Below are 19,986 nucleotides of genomic sequence, written 5' to 3'. Positions count from 1 at the left end.
GCCGGTCGGTCTTCGGCGATCGGGGTCAGCCTTCGGTGTCGGTCAGCTCCACGCGTTCGCGCACGTCGACCTCGGCCGCCGCGCGTGCGAACCCGCACACGTGCCGGGACATCCGGCGCATGGCCGCCGCCTCGTCGCCGGCCCGGATCGCGTCGGTGACCCGGGCGTGTGCCCGCGCGGTGACCTCGCGGATGTCAGCCCCCGTGAACTGCTCCAGGTTCGTGGCCGCGTGGATCGACTGCGAGAGCGCGCTCATGAACCCGATGAGCAGCTCGTTCTCGCCCGCCCGTGCCACCGCGCTGTGCCAGCGCACGTTCGCCCGCAGGAACCGCTGGGCGTCGTCCCCGGCCTCCTTCAACTCCGCGTTCGCGGAGTCCAGTTCGGTGAGGTCCCGGTCGGTGCGCCGGCGCGCGGCCAGCGCGGCGCAGGTGGGCTCGATCGCCTCCCGGGTCTCGTGCAGCGCCTCCAGCCGGATCTGCTGGCCGCGGATCACCAACTGCACGGTGTTCGCCAGGGATTCGCGCCCCGGCCGGTGCACGAAAGCCCCGCCGCCGCGCCCCGGCCGGATGTCCACCAGCCGCTCGACCTCCAGGATCCGCAGCGCCTCGCGCACGGTGGCCCGGCTCAGCCCGGTCTGCTCGACCAGCTGACGCTCCGGGGGCAGTGCCGTGCCCTCGCCGATCTCCCCGGACAGGATCCGCTCGCGGACCTCCGCCGCCAGCACGTCCGACGCCTTCGGCACGGTCAGCGTGCCGAAACGGGGGATGCGGGGGGAGGGCTCGGCGCTGGGCACGGGTTCAGGCCTCTCGTCGGACGTCCGTTTCGGCTGAACCATTCAACACAGGGGCGTCCGAGGCTGTCACCGGGATTCGCGGGTGGAGGATCTCGGAATTGAGAGATCGCCGGTCCGCGGTAGCTTGGGCGGTCACCCGTTCGTGTAGATCTGCCGGGATCCGGAGCGAGAAGCGGATCATGATGCCACAGTGGCGTCATGACGACATCAAGATGAGCTGGCGAGGCCGGGCACGCTCGGTACACGTACCGGCTTCGCGTGTCGTCGACCGCTCGTACGGCGCTGCTGGCGGAATGGGACCGGTGCCGGTGGATCTGGAACGAATGCGTCGCCAAGTCCAAGGCAACCCAGCTGCGCAACCAGGCCACGGAGGAGAAGCGGACCTGTGGCCCTGCGCAGCTCGACAAGATGCTGACCGGGGCGCGAAAGCACACGCCGTGGCTGTGCCAAGGCAGCTCGGTTCCCCAGCAGCTGATCCGGGACTTCGGCAGGTCCCGCGCCAAGGCGCAGAAGGACATCCGGGAACGCCTGCCGCAGCGGCAGCGGGCCGGGATGCCGAAGTGGAAGAAGAAGCGCGACACCTTGCCGACCCTGAACCACACCAAGCGCGGGTTCCGGCTCAAGGGCGGCTGCCTGCACCTGGCGGGCGGGATCGTACTGACGGTGGTGTGGTCGCGGGACCTGCCCGCCCAGCCCTCCTCGGTACGCGTGTACCAGGACAGCGTCGGGCACTGGTACTGCTCGTTCGTGGTCCCCGCCGAGGTGCAGCTGCTGCCCCGGACCGGACGGGTGCTCGGTGTGGACTGGGGCGTGAAGGAGACCGCGACCACCACTTCCGACGCCTACGACCTCCCGCACCCTCAGCACGGCCGTAAGGCCCAGGCCAGGCTCACCCGGTACGACCGGATGATGGCCCGCCGTAAACCGAAGAAGGGACAGGCCGCCTCGAAGGGCTACCGCGAGGCGAAGAAGTGGCGGGCGAAGACCTGCGCGAAGATCGCCCGGCAGCGGCAGGATACCGGCCGTAGGTGGGCCAAGAAGGTCGTGACCGACCACGACGTCATCGCCGTCGAGGACTTCAAGCCGAAGTTCCTCGCCAAATCATCGATGGCACGCAAAGCGGCCGACGTCGCGATCGGCGCCACGAAGAACGCCCTGATCGAGATGGGCCGCAAGCACGGACGGGACATCCGCCTCGTGCTCCCCATAGCCCGAAAGGCATGGGAGGTACCCCCATCGCGTACACCACCATGGACTGCGCATCGTGCGGAGCGAGAACCGAGCACGCACTGCCGCTGTCCGAGCGCACCTGCGCCTGCACCGCGTGCGGAGCCGTCTCCCCCAGAGACAGGAACTCCGCCCGCGTGATGCTCGTCCGGGCAGGTCTGAACCCGGCTGGTGCCGAGGGCGTAAGACCTCCGGGAGCGCTGCTCCCGGAGGCAGCCTGAGCCAGGAATCCCCGCTCAGCTCTGAAGGCAGGCACCTCTTGCCTCCAGGGAGGGGAGCAGTCAAATCACCATGCCCCCGTCGACCGGCAGTACCTGACCGGTGATGAAGGAGGCCGCGTCGGAGGCGAGGAAGACGAACGCTCCCGCGACCTCCTCCGGCTCCGCCCAGCGGCCCAGCGGGATCCGGGCCAGCATCTGAGTGGCGAACTTCTCGTTCGTCCGGATGGTTTCCGTCATCGGGGTCGCGGCCAGTGGGGCGAGGGCGTTCACCAGGATGCGCCTGCGGGCCAGTTCGCGGGCGAGCGACTTGGTCAGGCCGATGATGCCGGCCTTGGCCGCGGAGTAGTTGACCTGCCCGAGCGTGCCGACGATCCCGGCGGACGAGGTGACGTTGATGATGCGGCCGCGTCCGTCGTCCGGGAGGTGGGGCAACGCGGCCTGCGCACAGTGGAAGCTGCCCAGGACATGGATGTCGAGGAGCCGCCGGAAGGCGTCCTCCTCCAGGTTCGCGAACATGGCCGGCGCGGTGATCCCGGCGTTGTTGACGAGGATGTGCAGGGTGCCGTCGGCGAGCGCGGCCGCCCGGGACACCGCCGCGTCGGCGCTCGCCCGGTCGGTCACGTCGAGCGCGGCACTGTCCGCGGTCAGTCCGGCGGCGGAGATCTTCCCGGCGACGGCCGCCGCGGCCGTCTCGTCGACGTCGGTCACGAGCACCGCCGCCCCGGCCCGGGCGAGCGCCTCGGCGACCGCCGAGCCGATACCGCCCGCGGCGCCGGTCACCAGCGCCGAGCGCCCTGTGAGGTCGAACAGATCCGTACGGTCGGTCATCCCAGCTCCTCAGTAGCTCCTGGGCAGTCCCAGCGTGTGCGAGCCCAGATAGTTCAGGACCATCTCCTGGCTGACGGGCGCGATCCGCATCAGCCGCGCCTCGCGGAAGTAGCGGGCGACCGGGTACTCCTCGGAGTAGCCCATGCCGCCGTGCGTCTGCAGCGCCCGGTCGGCGGCGGTGAATCCGGCGTCCGCGCACAGGTACTTGGCGGTGTTCGCCTCCCGTCCGCAGGACCGGCCGTGGTCGTAGAGCCAGGTCGCCTTGCGCAGCACCAGCTCGGCCGCGTCGAGCCGGGCGAGGGAGTCGGCGAGCGGGAACTGGATTCCCTGGTTCATGCCGATCGGCCTGCCGAAGACCTCCCGCTCCCTGCCGTACCGCACCGCCTGTTCCAGGGCCACCCGGCCGATGCCGAGCGCCTCGGCGGCGATCAGCATGCGTTCGGGGTTCAGGCCGTCGAGGAGGTAGCGGAAGCCGTGGCCCTCTTCGCCGACCCGGTCCTCGACGGGGATGCGCAGCTCGTCGATGAACAGCTCGTTCGATGTGACGGCGTTGCGGCCCATCTTCGGGATCGGGCGGATGTCGACCCGGTCGCGGTCGAGGTCGGTGAGGAACAGCGTCATACCGTCCGTGCGCTTCCCGACCTCGTCGGCCTTCGAGGTCCGCGTGAGGAGCAGGATCTTCTCGGACTCCATCGCCTTGGAGATCCACACCTTGCGGCCGTTGACGACATAGTGGTCGCCGTCCCGGCGGGCGTACGTCGTGATGCTCGCGGTGTCCAGACCGGCGCCCGGTTCGGTCACGCCGAAACAGACGTGCAGATCGCCGTCCGCGATCCGGGGCAGCGTGCGCCGCTTGAGCTCCTCGGAGCCGTGCACGACCACGGGGTGCATGCCGAAGATCGACATATGGATGGCGCTGGCCGCGTTCATCCCGCCGCAGCGGGCGACCTGTTCGAGCAGCAGGGTGGCCTCGGTGATGCCGAGGCCGTGGCCGCCGTACGCCTCCGGGATCGTGAGGCCCAGCCAGCCGCCGCCCGCGACGGCGTCGTAGAACTCCTCGGGGAAGGCATGGTCGCGGTCCTTCTCCATCCAGTAACGGTCGTCGAAGTCGCGCAGAAGACCGGTCACGGCCTTGCGGATCGTCTCCTGGTCCTCGGTCAGCTCGAAGTCCACGGCGGGGAACCCCTCTGCCGGCGGCTGATGGCGAAACATATCAAAGGTCAGACCGAAAGCGTCCGTCAAGGGGGCCGAGGCTTCAAGCTCGGGCTCTGCAGGGGGAATTGACGGAGAGGTTCAGCGGGTGAGGGGAGGGGTGCGAGGGTCGACGGAAGGAGATGAGGCGTGGATCGGGATGGCAGGGGTCGCGGACCGGTCCAGGCGGCGGAAGGTCACGGCCCGAGAGGCGCCGGGGCCTGCGGGGTGGTGGGGGCCCGGGTACGGCGAGAGGCCTCCGCGGACGAACCCGCGGAGGCCCTGGTCCGGCCGAGGGCTGGCAGGGTCTGCGGGGCGGCGGCCCGAGGCGTGGCAGGGGCCCGCGTTACGGCGAAGGGCCTCCGCGGACGAACCCGCGGAGGCCCTGGTTCCGCCGTGTCACGCCTGGGGGCGGGTGGCCTTCGAAGTGGCGGCCTTCGAGGTGGAGGCCTTCGTGGCGGCCCTCTTCGCAGGAGCGGCCTTCTTCGCGGCGGCTGCCCGCTTCTGCGGCGTGGTCGTGGTCTTCTTCGCCGGGGTTGTCCTGGGTGTCGCCGCGGAGGCCTTACGTGTCGTCGCGGGCGCATCCGCTGACGGCGCCGTCGTGGCCGGGCTCTGCGCGGTGCCGGGCCCCCTGAGTCCGCCCAGGCAGAACGCCCACACCTCCTCGGCGGTGATGGGGGAGGGGTGTGCCCCGACCGGTGCCGCGGGTGCCTGGGCCGTGAACATCGCCGTCTGCATGATCAGGGACGCGGTGCGCCGGGGCTTCGCGGTCACGGCCTGCCCGGCCTCGACCGCCTCCTCCACCAGCTCCGTGAAATAGGCGAGCAGCGGCAGGTGGGCGGAGGCCACCTGGTCCGGGTGGGTGACCAGCAGCTGGATCGCGAAGTCCGTGAAGAGCGGGGACTGCTGGCCCTCGCGGGGGGTGGAGGAGTCGTACAGCAGGTCGACCGCGATCTTCAGGCGCTCCAGTGGGTCCTGTCCCGCGGCGGCCTTCTCCCGGATCTGCGCGGCGGATGTGGAGAGCGCGTCCTCGAAGAGGGCGAGCAGCAGCTCGTGCTTGCCGTCGAAGTGCTGGTAGAAGCTGCGCAACGACTGCCGGGAGCGCTCCACGACCTCCTGCACGGTGAAGTCGGTGGTGCCCTTGTCGGCGATCAGCTCCTGGGCGGCGTCGAGGAACCGCTGGACGCGCTGCTCGGCGCGCAGCTTCGCGGCCCGGGTGGAGCGCTCGACGGCGCGCTGCCGCCAGGCGGGCTCGGGGGTCTCGACCGGTTCTGCGGGGACGGCACTCATGCGTAGAACGGTACTCCACGCATGTGAAAAGGAGGGGTACTCCCCCTACCGAATCGCACTCCGTAGGAAACAAGAGCATTACTTTCATATAGAGAGAATGGTATTCTCGCCCGACCCGGGCTCGCGCCCGGCGTGCGGCCACCGGTACGGACAGGGCGGAGGCGGGCGTGGAGTTCGAACTCGACGAGGATCAGCTGCTGCTGCGGCGCACGGTGCGCGAGACGGTCGCCAAGGTCCGCGGCCGGCCCGGGGAACGGCAGTGGAGCACCTATCGGGGGCTCGGCTGGCTGGAGGCACCACCGCTGGAACTCGTCCTCATCCTGGAGGAGCTGGGATATGTCGCCGACCCGACCCCGTTCCTGGCCACGGCCACCTGGTTCGCCCCGCTGACCGGCCGGCTCCCCGCGGGCAGCGGCACGGCGGTCTTCGACGGCGCCGGTCGGTACGTCCTGGACGCCGACCGCGCCGACGAGGTCGCGCTGCTCACCCCGGACGGGGTGGTGGTCGTACCGGGTGCGGAACTGGCGGCGCGCCGGGTCCCCGTGCTCGACCCCACCCTGCACCTGGCAGAGGTCGAGGCCGGTGCCCTTGCCGAGGGCGTGCCCGACCTGGCGTTGACCGGCCTTGCCGCCACCGCGGTCGGCGCCTGCCGCCGGATCCTCGATCTGGCCCTGGACCATGTGAGACAGCGCGTGCAGTTCGGCCGCCCGCTCGGCTCCTTCCAGGCCGTCAAGCACAAGGCCGCCGACATGCACGTGGCGATCGAACGCGCGCGTGCCCTCACCCACTTCTCCGCCTTGACCATCGCCGAGGACGACCCCCGGCGCACCCGGGCCGCCCACATGGCCAAGGCCGCGGCCGGAGAGTGTCAGCGCCTGGTCTTCCGGCACGGGCTGCAACTCTTCGGGGCCATGGGCTTCACCTGGGAGAACGAGCTCCAGTACCACCTGAAGCGGGCCCAGGCCTGCGACCTGCTCCTCGGCACCGCGTCCGCGCACAGGAAGGCACTGCTGGCGTCATGAGACTCGCCGACGATCCCGAAGTGGCCGCCTTCCGCGCTGAGTTCGCCGACTTCCTGGACGCCGAACTCCCCGCTGAGGCCGAGGCGCGGGACCGCTCCCGCTCCAGCGCCCACCTCCCCGACTGGGCCCGCCGCTGGCAGCGCACCCTGTTCGACGCGGGCTGGCTGCTGCCCGGCCAGCCACCGGAGTACGGCGGCCGCGGTGCCACCTTGCCGCAACAACTGGTGCATCTGGAGGAGTTGGCCCGCCGCCGGATCTACCACAGCTTCAACCCGCAGGGCCTCGGCATCATCGCGGCTTCCCTGATCACTTTCGGCACCGAGGAGCAGAAGCGCCGCTGGGCCGTGCCGATCCTGCGTGCCGAGATCACCGCGGCCCTCGGCATGAGCGAGCCCGAGGCCGGCTCCGACCTGGCCTCCCTGCGCACCCGGGCCGTGCTCGACAGCGACGGCAGCGACACCTTCACGGTCAACGGTCAGAAGATCTGGACCTCCGGCGCACACGACGCCGACGTCCTGCTCGCCTTCGTGCGCACGGACCCCGACGCGCCCAGGCACCAGGGCATCAGCGCCCTGCTGATCCCCACGGCCACCGAGGGCGTCGTACGGCGCCCCTTCGGTTCGATCGCCGCCGAGGACGACCTCGACTTCAACGAGGTGTTCCTCACGGACGTCCGGGTGCCGCGCGAGAACCTCGTCGGGCCGCTGAACGAGGGCTGGCGGGTGGCCAACGGCTCCCTGGGACACGAACGCACCCTGCTGTGGCTGTCGTTCGCCGAACGCCTGGAGGACCTGGTGCAGGACGCCGCCGACGTCGGCGCCGGCCAGGAGTGGTACGCCACCCTCCTCATGGACCTCCAGGCGCTGCGGCTGCTCGGCTACCGGCAACTCGGCCCGGACCGCGACCCCGCCGAGCTCTCCGTGCTCAAGCTGCTCGGCTCCGAGGCCGTCCAGTCCGCTTCGCTGCACGCTCTGGAGGCCCACGGCGCCGACGGCCTGCCGCACCCCGCGCGGACCGGGCCGTACCACCACATGAACAACGAGGCGTTCATCTCCAGCTGGTTCGAGCGGTACGCGCGCAGCTTCGCCGGCACCATCGCGGGCGGCACCAGCGAGATCCAGCGCAACATCGTCGCCGAGCGCATCCTCGGCCTGCCGCGATAGAGGACACCCGCCATGGACCAGATCCTGTACGACGCCGAGGACGGCATCGGGACGATCACCCTCAACCGCCCCGAGGCCGCCAACGCCCAGACCATGGCCCTCCTCGACGACCTCGACGCCGCCTGGACCCGTGCGGCCCGGGACGAGTCGGTGCGGGTGGTCGTGCTCAGGGCGAACGGACGGCACTTCTCCGCCGGCCACGACCTCAAGGACCGCTGGCCCGGCCCCGGCGAGATCACCCTGGAGTGGATCTACGACGCCGAGACCCGCCGGTACCTCGAATACTCGCTGAAATGGCGCAACATCCCGAAGCCCACCATCGCGGCCGTCCAGGGCAAGTGCATCGCCGCCGGGCTCATGCTCTGCTGGCCGTGCGACCTGATCGTGGCCGCCGAGAACGCCGAGTTCTCGGACCCGGTGGTCCACATGGGCATCGGCGGGGTCGAGTACCACGGCCACACCTGGGAGTTGGGGCCCCGTAAGGCCAAGGAGATCCTCTTCACCGGCCGGCCTCTGACCGCCCTGGAGGCCGAACAGGTCGGCATGGTCAACAGGATCGTCCCGCTGGACGAACTCGGTACTGCCACCAACGAGTTGGCGCGGCGGATCGCGCAGATGCCGCCCTTCGGCCTCCGTCAGGCAAAGCGCGCTGTCAACCAGACCCTCGACGTGCAGGGTTTCTACGCCGCCCTCCAGTCCGTCTTCGACATCCACCAGACCGGGCACGGCAACGCCCTGAGCGTGGACGGCTATCCGATCCTGACCCGGCTGGACGAGATGAAGAACCGTCTCAAGCAGGGCTGAACGGGAGGGGACCGCGGTCCCCTCCCGCACCGGGCGTCAGCCGAGGTCCGCGGTGAACAGGGGGAGGTCCACGGTCGTACGGATGCCGGGGGCGGCCGCGCAGACCGCGGGGACGGCGTTCACCGCCCGGTGCGCGGTGTAGCCGGGTGACACGGCGGCCAGCCGCTCCAGGGGCACCGGAAACCGCATGTCGATGTCGAGGGGCGTGTCTCCGTCGACCGTCAGATGCCAGCCGGTGGGGCGCAGGTCCCAGTCCACGTCCAGGTCCGTGGTGCAGTACCAGGTCGCGTCGAACTCCAGCAGCGTACGGCCGGCACGGCGACCGGACAGGGTGATCCGCTGGGCGGCCACCGTCCCGGCACGCAGCACTCCGGCGGCGATGCCGGTCGTGCGCGCGGCGGTGCCGAGTCGGCCGCGGGCCTCGACGGAATCCAGGGGCAGGCCCAGGGCGTCGGCGACCAGCCGCAGGGACGGCCCGAAGCCCGACCTGACGTGGGCCAGTCGGCCTTCGTCGAACGCACCGTCCGGTGTTCCGCCGAAGCCCATCACGTCGAACAGCAGACCCGGTGAGTTCCGCCGGGACAGGTCGGCGTACTCGTGGATGGTCAGCTTCTCCAGCCGCCGCTGCACGGAGGCCAGGACGAGCGGCACCGCCTCGGTGATGAAGCCCGGACTGCTGCCCGTGGCGTACAGCGATGTGCCGCCCCGCCCGCAGGCCTCCTCGACCTTCGCCCTGAGGGCGGGATCCACGCTCGCCGGGTGGTGGAAACCGCCCGCCGTGGTCACCACGTTCGCGCCGGACGCCAGCAGGGCGCACAGTTCGTCATGGCTGGTCGTCCGGGGCATGTACAGCACGCAGTCGGCGCGCAGCCGGAGGATCTCGTCGGGGTCGGTGGTGGTGACGACACCCGTCGGGCCGGTCCCGCACAGTTCGCCGGCGTCGCGTCCGGCCTTGTCCGGACCGGTGACACGGACACCGGCCAGCGTCATGCGAGGGTGGTCGAGAACGGCACGGAGCGAGCGCGTACCGATGTTTCCGGTGGCCCACTGGACGACCCGCAGGGGCGGGTGCGGGGGAGGCTGCGTGTTCACCCTTCTCCGTCCATCCCGCCCTCGTCCATGCCCGCATCGGGCTCGACACCGAAGGTGTTGTACGCCATGGCCTGGAGGCGGTACGCGCCGACGGTGAAAACGAACTCCATCAACTGCCGCGCGTCCAGTTCCTCGGCCAGTTCCGCGTACACCTCGTCGGAGAGTGAGGAGGTGGTGTCGAGCTCGTCCACCGCCCGGTTCACCAGGGTGTCCGCGCCCCGGCGTACCTCTTCCAGCTCCTCGTCCGTGACACCGGCCTCCCGGGCCATCAGGACGTGGTGCGCCCACTCGTACCGGCAGCGGTTGCGCCAGGCGACCCGTAGGACCGTCAGCTCCCGCATCCGGTCCGGCAGTGTGCCTCGGTAGACCAGTTGGGTGCTGAAGGTCAGGAACGCCTTGGCCAGCCGCGGATGGTTGAGCAGCAGACCGAGCGCGTTGGACGGCGGGATGGTGCGACCGCCCGTCAGCGGCCGCAGGACCTCGGCGTCCCATTCCTCGTACGGTATCGGCGACAGCCTCGTCACGTGTTGCGGCCTCCGTTCACGCCGATGATCTGGCCGGTGATGTAACCGGCCTCCTCGCTCACCAGGAAGGAGCAGGTCGCGGCGATGTCCTCGGGCCGGCCCACCCGGCGTACGGGGGTGCGCGCGATGTGCTCCTCGATGGTGCCGCCCAGGCGCTGCTCGCGTTCGGCGCTGCGGAGCATCGGGGTGTCGACGAAGCCCGGCGGGATCGCATTGACGGTGATGCCCCGCGGACCCAGCTCCAGCGCGAGGGACTTGGTCAGGCCGTTCACCGCGGACTTGGCGGCGACGTAGTGGGCCATGAAGGGCTGGCCGGAGTGGGTGCTGGAGGAGGAGATGTTCACGATCCGGCCCCAGCGGGCCTCCCACATGTCCGGCAGCGCCGACTGCACGCAGTGGAAGACACCGTTGAGATTGATGTCGACGACGCGCTGCCAGTCGGCGAAGGCCATGTCGCCGAAGCGGGTGAAACCGTCCTTGCCGGCCGCGTTGACCAGCACCGAGACGGGGCCGAGGCGCTCGCGCACCGCGTCCATCGCCTTGTCGACCTGGGCCCGGTCGGCGACGTCGACGGTGAGCGCGTAGGCCTCCGGGGCGGGGGCGAGGTCCAGTACGGCGACCTTCAGCCCGTCGGCGGCGAGCCGGCGGGCGACGGCCAGACCGATGCCGGAGGCGCCGCCGGTGACGACCGCAGTCCTGGCCTGGACGGCCGCAGTTCTGGCCTGGACGGCCGTCCCGGTCATGCGAAGGCCTCGTCACCGACGACGGTGGTCCGGTGCAGCAGCCGCTCGGAGCTCTCGTCGTACGGCAACGCCCGGTGCAGGATCCCGGTGTTGTCCCAGACGACCAGGTCGCCGACCTCCCAGTCGTGGGTGTAGCGGAACCGTTCCTGGGTGGTCCAGTCGAGCAGGTCGTCCAGGAGGGCGCGGCTCTCCTCGGGGTCCATCCCGACGACGTGGTCGGCGGTGGCACCGGCGACGAGGGAGCGGCGGCCGTCCCTGCGCCGCCACACCAGGGACATCTCGTGGGCGGGCTGGGTGCGCCAGCCGGCCAGTTCTTCCGGGGTGGGGTCCGGGGTCACCAGCCGCTGCGCCGCCTCGAAGGTGTGCACCACCCGCAGACTCTCGTAGCGTTCACGGTCCTTGACCGGCAGGTTCTCGTACGCGGCGTAGGTACTGGCGAAGTCCGTGCCGCCGCCGACCGTGGCCACATGCCGGGCGGTGAGTGTGGTCGCCTTGACAGGGACGTCGTCGCTGGTGCCGTCGAGGTGCCAGAAGAAGGCGCCCTTGAGGTACTTGGCGCTCGCGCTCTTCGCCGGATTGATCGAGATGGGGAAGATCTCCTGGTCGCGCAGCGCGACCACCTCGCCGAGCCTGCGGCTGAACGCCAGTTGCTGCTCGTCGTTCAGGTACAGCCCGCGTACGACGAGCACCCCGCGCCACTTGAGCGCCTCGACGCAGCGATGGACGAAGGTGTCGTCGAGCGGGTCCGTGACGCCCGTGAACTCCACGCCGAGCGACGGGCGTACGGCCTTCGAGTCGATCATGGAAACTCCCCTTTCGTTTGTGAGAACCTTATTCTCCAAGGGGTTGAGGCCGGAAGTGGAAGAGCGTCATATTCTCGTGTCCGAGACCTTGATTCGCCAAAAATGAGAATGTAGTTTCCAGCCCAACCGAGCAAGGAGGCTGGGATGCGGTTGCAGAACAAGGTGGTGGTCGTCACCGGGGCCGGCCAGGGCATCGGTGAGGGATATGCCCGGGCACTGGCCGCCGAGGGTGCGCGGGTCGTGGTGGCGGAGCTCAACGAGGAGCAGGGCAAGCGCGTCGCCATGGACATCGGCGACGCGCTCTTCGTCGGGGTCGACGTCGCCGACCCGTCCTCCGCAGAGCGGCTCGCCGCCACCGTGATGGGCGAGTACGGCAGGATCGACCACCTCGTCAACAACGCGGCGATCTTCCACGGGATGCGCCGCGAGGGCGTCGTCACCGTGGACTACGACTACCTGGACCGGTTCCTCAAGGTGAACCTGCTCGGCGCGCTGCACGTCACCCGCGCCGTGCTGCCCCACCTGAAGGAGGGCGCGGCGATCGTCAACCAGTCCTCCACCGCCGCCTGGCAGGCCACCGGCTTCTACGGACTCGCCAAGGCCGGCATCAACCACCTCACCATCTCGCTGGCCGCCGAACTCGGCCCGCGCGGCATCCGCGTCAACGCCATCGCACCCGGACCGACGGACACCGAGGCGGCCCGCGACATCATCCCGGAGGAATACCGCAAGGCCATGGTGCAGTCCTTCCCCCTCAAACGTATGGGGACCCCCGCGGACCAGGCGGGCGCGCTGCTGTTCCTGCTCTCCGACGACGCGTCCTGGGTCACCGGCCAGGTGCTCGCCGTGGACGGCGGATCGCTGGTGCGGCTGTGAGCGCGCCCGCAGGCGCGTCCCAGCTGATCGACGGCAAACTCCTCACCGCCGACACCACGTTCCCCAGCTACAACCCCGCCACCGGTGAGCTCCTCGGCCACGCCCCCGACGGCACCACCGCCAACGCCGAGGCCGCCGTCGCCGCCGCCCGCCGCGCCTTCGACACCACCGGCTGGTCCACCGACCGGGACCTGCGGGTGCGCTGCCTGCGCCAGCTCCATCAGGCCCTCGACGAGCACCGCGAGGAACTGCGCGAACTGACCATCGCCGAGGTCGGCGCCCCCCGCCAGCTCACCCACGGACCACAACTCGACGAGCCCATCGGCATCGTGAACTTCTACGCCGACCTGCTGGAGACCTACGAGTTCACCGAGGACCTCGGCGAGATCGAGTCGCGCGGCCAGCGCCACCAGCGCTGGGTGGAGAAGGAGGCGGCCGGCGTCGTCGCCGCGATCCTGCCGTACAACTACCCCAACCAGCTGGCCCTCGCCAAGATCGCCCCCGCCCTCGCAGCTGGCTGCACCGTCGTGCTCAAGGGCGCCCCGCAGACCCCGCTCACCACCCTCGCGCTCGGTGAACTCATCGCCGAGCACACCGACATACCCCCCGGCGTGATCAACGTGCTCAGCTCGGCACGCGCCGGGGTCGGCGAACTGCTCACCACCCACCCCGACGTCGACGTGGTCACCTTCACCGGCGCCACCACGACCGGCCGCAAGATCATGGCCGCGGCCGCGGACACGGTGAAGCGGGTCTTCCTCGAACTCGGCGGCAAGTCGGCGATGATCGTCCTGGAGGACGCGGACTTCGTGAAGGCCGGCATGTTCGCCGCGTTCACCATCTGCTCCCACTCCGGCCAGGGCTGCGCCCTCACCTCCCGGCTGCTCGTACCGCGCGAACACCACGACCGGATCGTGGAGTTGGTGGCGGCCGGCATGGCACGCGTCACCGTCGGCGACCCCACCGACCCCAAGACCACCATGGGCCCGCTGATCAGCGAGCAGCAGCGCGACAAGGTCGACGGCATGGTGCGACGGGCCGTGGCGGCGGGCGCGACCCTCGTCCGGGGCGGCAACCGGATCGAGCCGGGCTACTTCTATGAACCCACCCTCCTCGCGAACGTCGACCCGGACAGCGAGATCGCCCAGGAGGAGGTCTTCGGCCCGGTCCTCGCCGTGATCCCCTTCGACGACGAGGAGGACGCGGTCCGGATCGCCAACAACTCCCGCTACGGCCTGTCCGGCGCCGTGCACAGCGCCGACGAGCAGCGCGCCATCCGCCTCGCCCGGCGCATCCGCACCGGCACCTTCTCCATCAACGGCGGCAACTACTTCGGCGCGGACGTGCCCTTCGGCGGCTACAAGCAGTCCGGCGTGGGCCGCGAGAGCGGGCGTGCCGGATTCGAGGAGTTCCTGGAGGAGAAGTCCTTCGCCCGGGTCGTCGTACCCCTGGAGCAGGCATGAGGCCACTGGAGGGCATCCGGGTCCTCGAAGTCGCGATGTACGGCTTCGTGCCCTCGGCCGGGGCCGTGCTCGCCGACTGGGGCGCGGACGTCGTCAAGGTCGAGCACGCCGTGAACGGCGACCCGCAGCGCGGACTGCGCCAGACCGGCACCTTCAGGGTCGAGGGCGACCCCAACCCCAACGTCGCCCATGCCAACCGCGGCAAGCGGTCCATCGGCCTCGACATCGCCCGGCCCGAGGGCCGCGAGGTGCTGTACGAACTGGCCAAGGACGCCGATGTGTTCCTCACCAGCTTCATGCCCGGCTCCCGGGCCCGCCTCGGCATCGACGTCGACGACATCCGCGCCGTCAACCCCCGTGTCGTGTACGCCCGGGGCAGCGCTCTCGGACCGCGCGGCCCCGAGGCGGACAAGGGCGGCTACGACATGACCGCCTTCTGGGCCCGCGCCGGCACCGCCGCCAGCATCACCCCACCTGGCACCGAGGGCCTGATCAGCCCGCCCGGACCCGCCTACGGCGACACCATCTCCGGCACCAACCTGGCCGGCGGTATCGCGGCCGCCCTGCTGCGCCGCGAACGCACCGGCGAGGCGGCGGTGGTCGACGTCTCCCTGTTCGGCAGCGGACTGTGGGCGATGGGCCACGCCATCGGCCTCTCCCTGCACCTGGACCGGGCCTGGGAGGGCGTTCGGCCCAGCGCCCACGGCTCGCCCCGCAACCCGCTCTCCGGCCTCTACCGGACGGCCGACGACCGCTACATCTCGTTCGTCATGCTCCAGCCGGGCAAGTTCTGGCCGGGCGTCTGCCACTGCCTGGGCCGACCCGACCTCGCCGCGGACCCCCGGTTCGCGACCGGCGAGTCCATCGCCGAGCACACCGAGGAGGCGGTGAAGATCCTCCGGGAGATCATCGCGGGCCGCACCCTCGCCGAATGGTCCGAGCGGTTCGCCGCCCTCGACGGTCCCTGGGCCCCCGTCCAGGACACCCTCCAGGCCGCCGCCGACACCCAGGCCCGTGCCAACGGCTACCTCGGACAGGCCGGTGACCTCGAACTCGTCGCCAGCCCCGTCCAGTTCGACGTCGAGGACACCCGCCTCGGCCCCGCACCGGAGTTCGCCGCGCAGACCGAGGAGATCCTCGCCGAGCTCGGCTACGACTGGGACCGCATCCTCGCCCTGAAGGCGAGCGGCGCGGTCACCTGACCCCGCACTCCCGCACCTCCCTCGGACGACGGCGTCCGAGCCCTTCGAGGAGGCACCATGCGCAGGCTGCTGATCGGCGCGGTCACCGTGACCGCGGTGCTGCTCGCCGGCTGTTCCACGCGCTCCGGCGACGACACCGGCTCCGACGCCGCACACAACGCGAGCCCCACCGCGAGCGGATCGGCCGCGTCGAGCGCCGACTTCGGCACGCTCAAGAACGTCTGCGGTCCCGGCACCGCCAAGTCGTCCACCGCCCAGGGCGTCACCGCCGACAAGATCCAGGTCGGCGTGATGTCCGACATCGGCTTCACCAAGAACTCCGAGTTCCCGGACGCCGCAAAGGTGTTCACCTCCTGGTGCAACGACGCGGGCGGCATCAACGGCCGCAAGCTCGTCGCCGTCACCCGGGACAGCAAGCTCACCCAGGTCCGCCAAGCGGTCCTGGAGGCCTGCAAGTCCGACTTCGCGCTGGTCGGCGGCGGCTCCGCGCTGGACAGCCTCGGAGTGCAGGACCGACTCAAGTGCCTGCTGCCCAACTTCCCCGGCCAGTCGAGCCAGATCGGTGCCATCGGCTCCGACCTCCAGGTGATGGCCTCCCAGCCGGTCGCCGGGTACTTCCAGTACGCCGGCTACTACACCTGGCTGCTCAAGAACAAGTACCCGGACTCGGCGAAGAAGGTCGGCATCATCGCCGGCGACGCACCGGTCACCAAGGTGATGGTCGCCCAGTTCAAGGAGGCGGTGGCCGGCCTCGGCGGCACCGTCTCGTACAACGACCTCTACCCCGCGGCCGGGGTCTCCGACTGGACGCCGTACGCCCAGTCGATCAAGAACAAGGGCGTCAAGGGCCTGGTCTTCCTCGGCGACTTCGCGTCCCTGGCCAAACTCGAACAGGCCCTCACCAACATCGGGTACACCCCTGACTGGATCGACGCCAACAGCAACGCCTACGGCCCGGCCTTCCTCCAACTCGCCGGTACCGCCCTGGCCAAGCAGCACAACTACGCCGAACTGTTCGCCACCGCACCGCTGGAGAGCGCCGCCGCCAACCCGGCCACCCGGCAGGTCATCGACCTCTACAAGAAGTACGCGCCGGACAAGCAGGTCACCTACCCGGCCCTGCGCGCCTTCTCCGCCTGGCTGCTGTTCGCCACGGCGGCCCGCGACTGCGCCACCCTCACCCGCACCTGCGTGTACGACAACGCGGTGAAGAACACCGACTGGACGGCGGGCGGTCTGCAGGCCCCGTTCGACCTCACCTCGAAGGAGCCGCCCAAGTGCTACTCCATCGTCGAGGCGACCGCCAAGGGCTGGCAGGCGGCCGACTTCCAGCCGGACCAGGGCGCCTACCGCTGTGACGCCCCCGCATACAAGTACAAGGCCGACTACGGCACACCGGCCACCCTCGCGAGCGTCGGCAAGTCCATGGCCGACCTGAAATGAAACCGGAGGCGGGACACGTGAAGGTACGCGTCGACCCCGAGCGCTGCCAGGGCCACACCTTGTGCGCCATGCGGGCGCCGAAGGTCTTCGAACTGAGCGAGATCGACGGGCATTCCTCACCGGTCACCGAGGACGTCCCCGCCGACCAGGAGGGCGCGGTGATCGAGGCCGTCCGCTCCTGCCCCGAACGCGCCATCAGCGTGTTCTGAGCCTGTTCTGACCCGCATCCGGCGGACGGAGAGGAAGCCACCCCATGACGACCGCACCGGACGACCCGGGCGACGAGGCCCGCAAACAGCCCCGGGTCCACTTCGACCGGCACGCCCCCGAGTACCGGCACCACTTCGAGGAACAGACCCAGGAATTCCACTCCGGCTGCCCGCTGGCCTGGTCCGACACCTACGGCGGCCACTGGGTGGCCGCCGGCAACCGCGAACTGCTCGCCTTCGCCCGGGCCGGCGAGAAGCTCTCCAACGACCACGACGTGCACGGTGAGCGCCGCGGCTACCACGGCATCAACATCCCCGCCCCGGCCCGCGGCAGGGGCATCCGCGGCGGCTTCCTGGAGATGGACCCGCCCGAGCAGCGTGCCTACCGCAACGCTCTCAACCCCTATCTCTCCCCGGCGGCGATCAAGCGCTGGATCCCCTTCATCGACGAGGTGACCCGAGCCTGTCTGGACGAGCGGATCGAGAGCGGCCGTATCGACTTCGTCGACGACCTCGCCAACATCGTCCCCGCCGTCTTCACCCTCGCCATGATGGGCATCCCGCTCAAGAAGTGGGAGCTGTACAACGAACCCGCCCACGCCGGCGTCTACACCCCGCCCACCTCCCCTGAGATGGCCCGGGTGATTCAGGCCCACATGGCGATGATCAAGGACATCGCCGCCACCCTCCAGGAGGTCCGTACGGCCCCGCGCCCCGGCCTCGCCGACGCCCTCGCCCGGCTGGAGATCGACGGCAAGGCACCGGCCGAGGATGACCTGGTCGGTGCCCTCGCGCTGCTCATCGGAGGCGGCTTCGACACCACGACCGCGCTGACCGCGCACGCCCTGGAGTGGCTCTCCGAGCACCCGGACGAACGCGAGCGCCTCAGCCGTGAGCGCGACACCCTCTTCGACACGGCCACCGAGGAGTTCCTGCGCTACTTCACCCCGGCGCCCGGGGACGGCCGTACGGTCGCCGAGGACTGCGAGATCTCCGGCAAGCAGTTCAAGGAGGGCGACCGGCTGTGGCTGTCCTGGGCGATGGCCAACCGTGACCCGGCGGTCTTCGCCGACCCGGACCGCGTCGACCTCGCCCGCGGCGGCAACCGGCACACCGCCTTCGGCCTGGGTATCCACCGCTGCATCGGATCGAACGTGGCCCGTGCGGTCTTCAAGCGGATGCTGCTCCATGTCCTCGACCGCGTACCGGACTTCGTCTGCGATCCCGAGGGCACGGTCCACTACGAGACCATCGGCGTCATCCAGGGCATGCGCCGGCTCCCGGCCACCTTCACCCCGGGCCGGCGGCTCGGTCCCGGCCTCGCGGAGACCCTGGAGACTCTTCAACGGGCCTGCGAAGAGCAGGGGTTGGCGGAACCGGTGACGGTACGCAAGGCGGAGGCGAAGCTCCGTTGAGCACGTCCGACGAGAGGCCCGGAGCCGTCCGCCCCCGGCCCGTGACGCCCCCGGAGACCGAGTTCTTCTGGACGTCCGGCCGCGACGGACGGCTCCGCTTCCGCTCCTGCGGCTCCTGCTCGTCCCTGATCCACCCGCCGCAGCCCGTCTGCCGGTACTGCCGGGGCCGCACCGGCGACCCCCGCGAGGTGTCGGGCTTCGCCACCCTCATCGGCTTCACGGTCAACCACCGCTTCCCCTTCCCGGGCCTGCCCACCCCGTTCGTCGTCGCCCAGGTGGCGATCGAGGAGGACCCACGGGTCCGGCTGACCACCAACCTCGTGGACTGCGCGCCGGAGGAACTGCGGCTCGGCATGCGCATGGAGGCGGTGTTCGAGCAGACCCACGACGTCTGGCTGCCGCTGTTCCGGCCGTGCGCCGAGCAGCCCCCGCCCGCACCGCTGCCCGCCGACGAACCCGCTCCGGAACGCATGCGGGAACACGTCCGTACGGCACCCGTCTCCCGTAAGTTCGAGGAGCGCGCGGTCATCAGCGGCGCCGGAGCCTCCCGGATCGGCCGCCGCCTCATGGTCCCGCCCCTCGAACTCACCGTGGAGGCCTGCGAGAAGGCCGTCGCCGACGCCGGACTCGCCTTCGACGACATCGACGGCCTCTCCACCTACCCGGGCGGCGGCGCGTACGGCGGCTTCGCCGAGGGCGGGGTCACCGCGCTGGAGTCGGCGCTCGGCATCCACCCCGTCTGGCACAACGGCGCGGGGGAGACCTTCGGCCCCGGCGGCTCGCTGATCGCCGCGATGCTCGCGGTGGCGGGCGGCCTGGCCCGGCATGTGCTGTGCTTCCGCACGGTGTGGGAGTCGACGTACGCCGAACTGCTGAAGCAGGGCAGGATCCGGGCTGCTCAACCCGCGGGCCCCGAGGGCTGGTTCAAGCCCTTCGGTGCGGTCTCCCCGGCGATGATGCTGGCGATGAACGCGCAGCGGCACATGCACCGCTACGGCACCACCCGCGAGACCCTCGGCTGGATCGCCCTCAACCAGCGCGCGAACGCCGCCCGTCACCCCGACGCCATCTACCGCGACCCGCTCACGATGGACGACTACCTCTCCGCCCGCACCGTCACCACCCCCTTCGGCCTGTACGACTGCGACGTCCCCTGCGACGCCGCCACGGCCGTCGTGGTCTCCGCCGTCGAGACGGCCCCCGACCTTCCCGGGCCCCCGGTCCGCTTCGAGGCCGTCGGCACCCAGATCCTCGAACGCCCGGAGTGGGACCAGTCCACCCTCACCCACGAACCTCAAGTCCTCGGCCAGGCCGCCCATCTGTGGACCCGCACCGACCTCCGCCCCGCCGACGTGGACGTGGCGCTGCTCTACGACGGATTCACCTTCAACTGCCTGTCCTGGATCGAGGCCCTCGGCTTCTGCGGCATCGGCGAGGCCCGCGACTTCCTGGACGGCGGCAAGAACATCGCCCGCGACGGGGTACTGCCCCTCAACCCGCACGGCGGCCAGCTCTCGCACGGCCGCACCCACGGTATGGGCCTGCTGCACGAGGCGGTGCTCCAGCTCCGCGGCGAGGCCGGCGACCGCCAGGTTGCCGGTGCGTGCACCGCGGTGGTCTCCAGCGGCGGGCTCACTCCCGGCGGCGTACTCCTGCTCAGGACGGACGGATGACATC

At 70.6% G+C, this 19,986-nt stretch carries 19 protein-coding genes and 1 pseudogene; 11 read left to right on the top strand and 9 right to left on the bottom strand.

What is annotated here, in order from left to right; translation table 11 throughout:
* Nucleotides 1–25: 25 nt before the first annotated feature.
* The gene (locus ACIRR9_RS35370; protein WP_403760506.1) at nt 26–793 is read right to left on the bottom strand and encodes a FadR/GntR family transcriptional regulator; all 768 of its coding nucleotides are present in this window, start codon (nt 791–793) and stop codon (nt 26–28) included.
* Between the two features lie 4 nt (nt 794–797).
* Nucleotides 798–974 (bottom strand): Arc family DNA-binding protein, encoded by a 177-nt coding sequence (locus ACIRR9_RS35365; RefSeq protein WP_403760503.1) that lies wholly within the window; start codon nt 972–974, stop codon nt 798–800.
* A gap of 77 nt (nt 975–1,051) precedes the next feature.
* Between ACIRR9_RS35365 and ACIRR9_RS35360 the strand changes: the two are divergent.
* A pseudogene (locus tag ACIRR9_RS35360) lies at nt 1,052–2,241 on the top strand (RNA-guided endonuclease InsQ/TnpB family protein).
* Between the two features lie 60 nt (nt 2,242–2,301).
* On the opposite strand, the gene ACIRR9_RS35355 reads toward ACIRR9_RS35360, so the two are convergent.
* The 3 genes from ACIRR9_RS35355 to ACIRR9_RS35345 all read right to left on the bottom strand — a co-directional run bounded on the left by ACIRR9_RS35355 (nt 2,302) and on the right by ACIRR9_RS35345 (nt 5,550).
* Nucleotides 2,302–3,069 (bottom strand): SDR family NAD(P)-dependent oxidoreductase, encoded by a 768-nt coding sequence (locus ACIRR9_RS35355; RefSeq protein ID WP_403760500.1) that lies wholly within the window; start codon nt 3,067–3,069, stop codon nt 2,302–2,304.
* A gap of 9 nt (nt 3,070–3,078) precedes the next feature.
* Nucleotides 3,079–4,242: an acyl-CoA dehydrogenase family protein gene (locus tag ACIRR9_RS35350; RefSeq protein WP_403760497.1), complete on the bottom strand. Its 1,164-nt coding sequence runs from the start codon at nt 4,240–4,242 to the stop codon at nt 3,079–3,081.
* Nucleotides 4,243–4,659: 417 nt separating this feature from the next.
* Nucleotides 4,660–5,550: a TetR/AcrR family transcriptional regulator gene (locus ACIRR9_RS35345; protein ID WP_403760494.1), complete on the bottom strand. Its 891-nt coding sequence runs from the start codon at nt 5,548–5,550 to the stop codon at nt 4,660–4,662.
* A gap of 167 nt (nt 5,551–5,717) precedes the next feature.
* Between ACIRR9_RS35345 and ACIRR9_RS35340 the strand changes: the two genes are divergently transcribed.
* The 3 genes from ACIRR9_RS35340 to ACIRR9_RS35330 are packed head-to-tail and all read left to right on the top strand — an operon-like array spanning nt 5,718 to nt 8,539.
* Nucleotides 5,718–6,572: an acyl-CoA dehydrogenase family protein gene (locus ACIRR9_RS35340; RefSeq protein WP_403760491.1), complete on the top strand. Its 855-nt coding sequence runs from the start codon at nt 5,718–5,720 to the stop codon at nt 6,570–6,572.
* On the top strand, nt 6,569–7,735 hold the full coding sequence (locus ACIRR9_RS35335) for an acyl-CoA dehydrogenase family protein (protein ID WP_403760488.1): 1,167 nt from the start codon (nt 6,569–6,571) through the stop codon (nt 7,733–7,735). The genes ACIRR9_RS35340 and ACIRR9_RS35335 overlap by 4 nt, the downstream gene beginning before the upstream one ends.
* A gap of 12 nt (nt 7,736–7,747) precedes the next feature.
* Nucleotides 7,748–8,539 (top strand): enoyl-CoA hydratase, encoded by a 792-nt coding sequence (locus tag ACIRR9_RS35330; protein WP_403760485.1) that lies wholly within the window; start codon nt 7,748–7,750, stop codon nt 8,537–8,539.
* Between the two features lie 36 nt (nt 8,540–8,575).
* On the opposite strand, the gene ACIRR9_RS35325 is transcribed toward ACIRR9_RS35330, so the two are convergent.
* From ACIRR9_RS35325 to ACIRR9_RS35310, 4 genes are read right to left on the bottom strand one after another with little or no spacing between them, the layout of a single operon-like run.
* On the bottom strand, nt 8,576–9,631 hold the full coding sequence (locus ACIRR9_RS35325) for a dihydrodipicolinate reductase (protein ID WP_403760483.1): 1,056 nt from the start codon (nt 9,629–9,631) through the stop codon (nt 8,576–8,578).
* Nucleotides 9,628–10,155, bottom strand: a complete 528-nt coding sequence (locus tag ACIRR9_RS35320) for a carboxymuconolactone decarboxylase family protein (RefSeq protein WP_403760480.1) — start codon at nt 10,153–10,155, stop codon at nt 9,628–9,630. The genes ACIRR9_RS35325 and ACIRR9_RS35320 overlap by 4 nt, the downstream gene beginning before the upstream one ends.
* Nucleotides 10,152–10,898, bottom strand: coding sequence for an SDR family oxidoreductase (locus ACIRR9_RS35315; RefSeq protein ID WP_403760477.1), 747 nt, complete (start codon nt 10,896–10,898; stop codon nt 10,152–10,154). Before ACIRR9_RS35315 ends, ACIRR9_RS35320 begins: the two co-directional genes overlap by 4 nt.
* On the bottom strand, nt 10,895–11,701 hold the full coding sequence (locus ACIRR9_RS35310; protein WP_403760474.1) for a TauD/TfdA dioxygenase family protein: 807 nt from the start codon (nt 11,699–11,701) through the stop codon (nt 10,895–10,897). The genes ACIRR9_RS35315 and ACIRR9_RS35310 overlap by 4 nt, the downstream gene beginning before the upstream one ends.
* Nucleotides 11,702–11,845: 144 nt before the next feature.
* Between ACIRR9_RS35310 and ACIRR9_RS35305 the strand changes: the two genes are divergently transcribed.
* From ACIRR9_RS35305 to ACIRR9_RS35275, 7 genes are read left to right on the top strand one after another with little or no spacing between them, the layout of a single operon-like run.
* Nucleotides 11,846–12,577, top strand: a complete 732-nt coding sequence (locus ACIRR9_RS35305; protein ID WP_403760471.1) for an SDR family oxidoreductase — start codon at nt 11,846–11,848, stop codon at nt 12,575–12,577.
* The gene (locus tag ACIRR9_RS35300; RefSeq protein ID WP_403760468.1) at nt 12,574–14,040 is read left to right on the top strand and encodes an aldehyde dehydrogenase family protein; all 1,467 of its coding nucleotides are present in this window, start codon (nt 12,574–12,576) and stop codon (nt 14,038–14,040) included. Before ACIRR9_RS35305 ends, ACIRR9_RS35300 begins: the two co-directional genes overlap by 4 nt.
* Entirely contained in the window at nt 14,037–15,242 is a 1,206-nt protein-coding gene (locus ACIRR9_RS35295; RefSeq protein ID WP_403760466.1) for a CaiB/BaiF CoA transferase family protein, read from the top strand. The genes ACIRR9_RS35300 and ACIRR9_RS35295 overlap by 4 nt, the downstream gene beginning before the upstream one ends.
* A gap of 57 nt (nt 15,243–15,299) precedes the next feature.
* On the top strand, nt 15,300–16,685 hold the full coding sequence (locus ACIRR9_RS35290; RefSeq protein ID WP_403760463.1) for an ABC transporter substrate-binding protein: 1,386 nt from the start codon (nt 15,300–15,302) through the stop codon (nt 16,683–16,685).
* A gap of 17 nt (nt 16,686–16,702) precedes the next feature.
* Nucleotides 16,703–16,894: a ferredoxin gene (locus ACIRR9_RS35285; protein WP_384566562.1), complete on the top strand. Its 192-nt coding sequence runs from the start codon at nt 16,703–16,705 to the stop codon at nt 16,892–16,894.
* Nucleotides 16,895–16,938: 44 nt separating this feature from the next.
* On the top strand, nt 16,939–18,309 hold the full coding sequence (locus ACIRR9_RS35280) for a cytochrome P450 (protein WP_403760460.1): 1,371 nt from the start codon (nt 16,939–16,941) through the stop codon (nt 18,307–18,309).
* Entirely contained in the window at nt 18,306–19,982 is a 1,677-nt protein-coding gene (locus ACIRR9_RS35275; RefSeq protein WP_403760457.1) for a thiolase C-terminal domain-containing protein, read from the top strand. The genes ACIRR9_RS35280 and ACIRR9_RS35275 overlap by 4 nt, the downstream gene beginning before the upstream one ends.
* Nucleotides 19,983–19,986 lie beyond the last annotated feature (4 nt).

The organism is Streptomyces sp. NPDC101234 (assembly GCF_044767525.1).
Classification (GTDB): Bacteria; Actinomycetota; Actinomycetes; order Streptomycetales; family Streptomycetaceae; genus Streptomyces; species Streptomyces sasae.
The sequence above is the reverse complement of the archived record's forward strand: the minus strand, read 5'-3'. Positions and strand labels throughout refer to the sequence as shown.

Bases quoted from the DNA above. Each gene is read 5' to 3' on its own strand.
- ACIRR9_RS35305 (WP_403760471.1), top strand. From the start codon at position 11,846: ATGCGGTTGCAGAACAAGGTGGTGGTCGTCACCGGGGCCGGCCAGGGC.
- ACIRR9_RS35355 (WP_403760500.1), bottom strand. From the start codon at position 3,069: ATGACCGACCGTACGGATCTGTTCGACCTCACAGGGCGCTCGGCGCTG.
- ACIRR9_RS35345 (WP_403760494.1), bottom strand. From the start codon at position 5,550: ATGAGTGCCGTCCCCGCAGAACCGGTCGAGACCCCCGAGCCCGCCTGG.
- ACIRR9_RS35335 (WP_403760488.1), top strand. From the start codon at position 6,569: ATGAGACTCGCCGACGATCCCGAAGTGGCCGCCTTCCGCGCTGAGTTC.
- ACIRR9_RS35295 (WP_403760466.1), top strand. From the start codon at position 14,037: ATGAGGCCACTGGAGGGCATCCGGGTCCTCGAAGTCGCGATGTACGGC.
- ACIRR9_RS35315 (WP_403760477.1), bottom strand. From the start codon at position 10,898: ATGACCGGGACGGCCGTCCAGGCCAGAACTGCGGCCGTCCAGGCCAGG.
- ACIRR9_RS35330 (WP_403760485.1), top strand. From the start codon at position 7,748: ATGGACCAGATCCTGTACGACGCCGAGGACGGCATCGGGACGATCACC.
- ACIRR9_RS35280 (WP_403760460.1), top strand. From the start codon at position 16,939: ATGACGACCGCACCGGACGACCCGGGCGACGAGGCCCGCAAACAGCCC.
- ACIRR9_RS35310 (WP_403760474.1), bottom strand. From the start codon at position 11,701: ATGATCGACTCGAAGGCCGTACGCCCGTCGCTCGGCGTGGAGTTCACG.
- ACIRR9_RS35290 (WP_403760463.1), top strand. From the start codon at position 15,300: ATGCGCAGGCTGCTGATCGGCGCGGTCACCGTGACCGCGGTGCTGCTC.
- ACIRR9_RS35365 (WP_403760503.1), bottom strand. From the start codon at position 974: ATGATCCGCTTCTCGCTCCGGATCCCGGCAGATCTACACGAACGGGTG.